Origin of the sequence: Pseudomonas protegens (assembly GCF_003732485.1) — a bacterium.
GTDB lineage: Bacteria > Pseudomonadota > Gammaproteobacteria > Pseudomonadales > Pseudomonadaceae > Aquipseudomonas > Aquipseudomonas protegens_B.
This window is the reverse complement of the sequence record NZ_MOAK01000051.1, coordinates 41,384-46,857: the sequence shown is the minus strand read 5'-3', so window position 1 is coordinate 46,857 and position 5,474 is coordinate 41,384. Positions and strand designations below refer to the sequence as shown.

Here is a 5,474-nt window from a genome sequence, read left to right as displayed (position 1 = left end):
AAGCAGATCAGCGCCGGCGCCTTCCAGCCCCTGGACCGTGGCCAACTGCCGAACTGGAAGAACCTCGACCCGGCGGTGATGAAGCTGCTGGAGCAAAGCGACCCCGGCAACCGCTACGTGATCCCCTACATGTGGGGCACCAACCTGATCGGCTACAACCGCGACAAGGTCCAGGAACTGCTGGGCACCGATGCCCCGGTCAACAGCTGGGACCTGGTGTTCAAGGAAGAGAACCTGAAGAAGCTCAGCCAGTGCGGCGTGACCTTCCTCGACTCGCCGGCCGAGATGCTGCCCCTGGCCCTGCACTACCTGGGCCTGGACCCCAACAGCCAGAACCCCGAGGACTACCGCAAGGCCGAGGCCCTGCTGCTCAAGCTGCGTCCCTATGTGCGCTACTTCCACAGCGCCAAGTGGATGGGCGATATCGCCAACGGCAACATCTGTGTGGCCGTGGGTTACTCCGGCGGCTTCCTGCAGGCGGCCAACCGCGCCAACGAAGCCAAGAACGGCGTGCACATTGAAATGCGCATTCCCAAGGAAGGCACCCTGGTGTGGATCGACACCGTGGCCGTCCCCGCCGGCGCCAAGCATGTGGACACCGCCCACGCCTTTCTCAATTACCTGATGGAACCGAAAGTCATCGCCTCCATCAGCAACTACGTCGGCTACCCCAACGGCGTGACCGACTCCAAGCCGTTCATCCAGCAGTCGCTGCTGGACAACCCGGACCTGTTCCCCAGCGCCGAGACCATGACCCGCCTGTACCCCCTGGCACCGCTGCCGGCCAAGGCCGAACGCACCCGGACCCGGACCTGGGTCAAGGTCACCAGTGGCCGCTGAGTTTCTCACCCTCAAGGGTGTGCGGACCGCCGCCAGCGGCGCATCCGCAACCCTTGCCCGTTGGACCGCCCCCGGCGCCCGACGGCCTTGATAGAAGAGCTGCCCATGTCGTTATCCCCGTCCAGCCCACCGGCCCTGCACCTGCTGTCCATCGAGGCATTGCTGCACGGCTTTGCCGCCCGGCAGTTCACCCCGGTGGACCTGCTGCAGGCCGTATTGGCCCGGATTGAACGCCATGAGCCGCAACTCAACGCCCTCTGTGAGCGTCAGGACGCGGCAGCCCTCGCCGCCGCCCGGGCGGCCACCGCACGCTGGGCCGCCGGACAACCGCTGGGCCGGCTGGACGGCATCCCGATCCTGGTCAAGGACAACAGCGACATCCAGGGCTGGCACACCCGCAGCGGCTCCAGGGCGCTGGCCGACCGCCCGCCCATGACCCGCGACACCAGCCTGGTGGCGCGGCTGCGCGAGGCCGGGGCGATCTTCATTGGCAAGACCACCCTGCCGGAACTGGGCAGCACACCCCTGACCGACAGCCCGCTGACCGGCATCACCCGCAACCCCTGGAACCTGGCCCTGCATGCCGGTGGCAGCAGTGGCGGCAGCACCGCAGGCGTGGCCGCGGGTTACGCCCCGGCGGCCACCGGCAACGATGCCGCCGGATCGATCCGCACCCCGTCGAGCTTTTGCGGCGTGATCGGTTTCAAGCCCAGCCATGGCCTGGTGTCCGCCTGCCCGAGCATCGACCCGGGCGGCATGGCCGCCGAAGGCCCGATTGCCCGGCATGTACGGGATATCGCCCTGCTGATGGAGCTGATGAGCGCCCACGAGCCCGACGAACCTTTCGCCTGGCCCCATGCCCCCGGCCAGTTCCTGTCCGGCATCGAGGACGGCATCAGCGGCCTGCGCATCGCTTTCAGCGCCGACCTGGGCCATGCCGCCCATGTCGATCCGCAGATTGCCGCCCGTTGCCTGGCCACTGCCCAGTTGCTGCAGCAGGCCGGGGCGAGCGTGGTCCAGGCCTCGCCGGACATCGGCCAGCCGTCCGCGAATTACTTGCGGGCCTGGCCGGTGGAAGTGGCCAGCGCGGTGGTCGAGGAAATCCCGGAGGAGCGCCAGCACCTGGTCGGCGACTTCCTCCAGCAGGCCCAGGTCCGCGCACGCCAGCTCAATGCCCTGGATTACGCCTGCGCAGTGCAGGAGCGGCATCGGGTCGCGCAAAAACTGCATGACTTTCTCGGCGACTACGATCTGCTGCTGACCCCCACTGCGGTGGTCGAGCCCTTCGCCGTGGAGCGCCAGATGCCACCCGACTGGCCAGAGCAGATCAGCGCCATGTGGCAGCCCACCACCTTCCCGTTCAATTTCAGCCGCCAACCGGCGCTGAGCATGCCCTGCGGCCTGAGCGCCGCCGGCCTGCCCATAGGCCTGCAGATCGTCGCCCGCTTCGGCCGTGACGAGCTGGTCCTGCGGGCCGCCCGGGCCTTGGAAAAACTGCTGCCTGCCGGGGTGTTCGCTCACCCCGCAGGACTGCTGGACGCCCCCGGGCGTGAACTGCACTGAACAACCCGCTGACGCAGCAAAACCGCGCCGCTTTACGGACAAGGAGGTGGACCATGGATTCTTCTAGCAGTTGGTATCAAGACACTCAATTCGACCACGACATCTACGTGATGATCATCCGTGAGCCGAGTTCGCCGAGCCTCTATGCACATCAATCCGGTGCCAGCTTCAGCTACGTGGGGCGCCTCACCGGCCATGGCCAGCACCCGTGCTTTTCCGTGCACTTTGCCTGCCCGCCCTACGGCAACGACTACGCCAGCACCGAAGCCGCCCTGCAAGCCGGCCTGGCCCACGGCCGCGCCCTGATCGAGCACTGGCGCACCCGGGGCAGCAAGCCACCGGCGCGCAACGCCGAAGTCGCCCTTTCCAACTACAGCAACTGAACGCCCCGGCGCCGCTGGCCCTGGGCTAGCGGCTCAAGGCCGGTCCAGGCCGTCGAGGTACTCGATGGCCTGGCGGTACTTCTCCAGGCGCCGCCGGTCATCGTCACTGGGCTCGGGGATGCGTGACAGGTCACTGTTCTCCGCCAGGTCCGCGCGCTTCACCCGTCGCGCCAAAGGATTCTGTGCTGCGCGCCGGATAAACTCCGGATAGTCCTCGCCCTCAACCTTGGTCAGCGCCGCCAGGGCCTGCAGCACCTCTTCACTGAAACCTTCGCCACGCAGTTGTTCCAGGGTCACCGGACTGTCTTCGATGACGTCGTGGAGCACCGCGACCAGCCGTTCCCGGGGCTCGGACAGCCGCAGCATGACCCGCAGGGGATGAAGGATGTAGGGCGCCCCGCCCTTGTCGACTTGCCCGGCATGGGCCCGGGCAGCAATGGCGATGGCGCGTTCCAGGGTACTCATGGGCTGTGGCTCCGGATCTCGGCAAAAATGCTGCGGCCATACTAACCCGGCCGGTTCAGGCCAGGGCCAGCAGATGCAGGGTACGTTGCAGCACTGGTGCGTCGACCATGTGCCCGTCCACCTGATAGGCCCCGGATCGGGCCATGACCGGTGATCGCCAGCCAAGGTGCGACAGCAGCGGACATTGATACCGGTCAAGCACCCGGGTCGCCGGCGGAGTAAAGCTTGTGGCAATCGCTTGCCCTTTGCTTTTCCGGAGACTTGATCATGTCCAGCAGCGCCCTTGATGTCCTCGCCCAACCGCCATTTCCCGCCCAGCAAGGCCAATACTGGATCGACGCCCTGAGCGACGGCAGCCACGTACTGATCCGCCCGCTACGGCCCCAGGACCGGGAGCGGGAAAAGGCCTTTATCGAAAACCTTTCCCCCGTCACCCGGCACCAGCGCTTCCTCGGCGAGATCAAGGAAGTGGGCGACCAGTTGCTGGACCAGTTGATGGATGTCGGCACCCCGCAACGGGTGGCCTACGTGGCCCTGGTGCATGACAACGGCGAACTGCGGGAAGTCGGCATCAGCCGCTACGCCCAGGTGGACGACCAGCCCTGGCGCTGCGAGTTTGCCGTAACCATCGCCGATGAATGGCAAGGCAAGGGCCTGGGCGCACTGCTGATGCAGCACCTGATCGACGCAGCCCGCAGCAACGGTTTCCAGCAGATGTACTCGGTGGATTCCGCCGCCAACTACAGCATGCGCCGCCTGGCGAAGACCCTCGGCATGCGCAGCGCCATCGACCCCGACGACGCCACCCAGGTCATCCATAGCCTGGCGCTGTAACCCGCCCAAGCCGCGCCTCGGTCCGAGGCGCGGCCACCTTCGCTTAACACTCTTTGACAGTTTCCAGACAAAGCTGCCAAAGACTCCTCAGACGCCCTTCCCTAGCATCCGCTCATCGAATTTCCGGTCGGGTGCTGTATGTCCCCCAAACTTCTCGGCCTGCCATTGCTGGGCATCCTGCTGAGCAGCCTCAGTTGCAACGGCCAGCCACCCGCGCCGCCGGTCATAGCGCCCGGCGACTACGCCAGCATCATCAGTTACTTGAAGCAGTACATCCCCCGGGAGATGGCCGAGCACCAGGTGCCGGGACTGTCCATCGCCCTGGTGGACGGCCAGGAGCTGATCTGGGCCCGGGGCTTTGGGTTTGCCGACAAGGCCCGGGGCCTGCAAGTGACCGAGAACACTGCGTTTCGCGCCGGCGCCCTGTCGCAGTTGCTGACCGCCACGGCGGTCATGCAGCTGGTGGAACAGGGACGCCTGCAGTTGGATGCGCCCCTGCAGGACAGCCTCAAGGAGTTCTACGTCCGCTCGCGCTTTCACCAGGACCAGAACGCCGCCGACCAGGCCGTGACCTTGCGCCGCCTGCTCAGCCATCAGGCCGGGATGCCCGCCGAATACCTGCGCGATTCACACACGCCCCACGCCCTCGACGAGCTGCCGAGAAAGGTCAGCGGGGTCTGGCTGAACAATGCCCCGGGCACCCAGACCGCCTACTCCAACCTGGGCTACGCCTTGCTGGGCGCGGCCGTGGAGCGCAGCAGCGGCCTGGACTTCGAACAGCAATTGCAGAAAAGCCTGCTGCGCCCGCTGGGCATGAGTCAGTCGAGCTTCACCGGCGGCAGCCGCGCCCAGCCCTACCGCGCCCAAGGCTATGCAGACGGTGCCAGCAGTGGAGATGTCCTGGTGCGCGACCTGTCCGCCGGTGGCCTGTGGAGCAGTCCACGGGACCTGAGTCATTACGTGCGGATGCTGTTCGCCCAAGGGAGCTACAAGCATCAAGCGTTGCTTTCGCCGGCCTCGATCAAGGAGATGGTGCGCCCGCAGAACTCCGGCAATCCGCTGGATTTCGACTGTCAGGTGGGCCTGGGCTGGTTTCTCTCGCCCTGTGGCGACGAGTGGGTCAGCCCAGGGATTCGCACCTGGCAGCACAGTGGCACCGGCGATGATTTCCACGCCCGGATCAGCGTGCTCCCGCAACAGCAACTGGCGGTGATCGTGATGAGCAATTCCGGCTCCGGCGAAGCCCTGGCCCAGCCGTTGGTGACTCAGGTTCTACGCATGCTGCTGCAGGCCCATGGTGCCCCCGAAGGCCAGCGACCCGACCCTGTTCGGCAAGACGTTCAGCCGGGCCTCGGCCAGAATGCCCTCGTCGAGAGTGGCACCGGCCAG

At 66.3% G+C, this 5,474-nt stretch carries 5 protein-coding genes and 1 pseudogene; 5 read left to right on the top strand and 1 reads right to left on the bottom strand.

What is annotated here, in order from left to right; genetic code table 11:
- From BLX41_RS12765 to BLX41_RS12755, 3 genes are all read left to right on the top strand, one after another.
- Window positions 1–840, top strand: an 840-nt coding sequence (locus BLX41_RS12765; RefSeq protein WP_259744795.1) for an extracellular solute-binding protein, incomplete at its 5' end; no start/stop codon positions are given.
- Between the two features lie 105 nt (window positions 841–945).
- Entirely contained in the window at window positions 946–2,403 is a 1,458-nt protein-coding gene (locus BLX41_RS12760; protein WP_123725163.1) for an amidase, read from the top strand.
- A gap of 53 nt (window positions 2,404–2,456) precedes the next feature.
- Window positions 2,457–2,786 (top strand): hypothetical protein, encoded by a 330-nt coding sequence (locus BLX41_RS12755; RefSeq protein ID WP_123725162.1) that lies wholly within the window; start codon window positions 2,457–2,459, stop codon window positions 2,784–2,786.
- A gap of 33 nt (window positions 2,787–2,819) precedes the next feature.
- On the opposite strand, the gene BLX41_RS12750 is transcribed toward BLX41_RS12755, so the two are convergent.
- The gene (locus tag BLX41_RS12750; protein WP_123725161.1) at window positions 2,820–3,251 is read right to left on the bottom strand and encodes an HD domain-containing protein; all 432 of its coding nucleotides are present in this window, start codon (window positions 3,249–3,251) and stop codon (window positions 2,820–2,822) included.
- A gap of 267 nt (window positions 3,252–3,518) precedes the next feature.
- Here BLX41_RS12750 and BLX41_RS12745 point away from each other — a divergent pair, with 267 nt between their 5' ends.
- A complete protein-coding gene (locus BLX41_RS12745; protein WP_123725160.1) occupies window positions 3,519–4,085 on the top strand; it encodes a GNAT family N-acetyltransferase in 567 nt (188 codons plus the stop codon).
- A gap of 138 nt (window positions 4,086–4,223) precedes the next feature.
- Window positions 4,224–5,474 (top strand): annotated as a pseudogene (locus BLX41_RS12740) (serine hydrolase domain-containing protein); the annotation flags it as partial.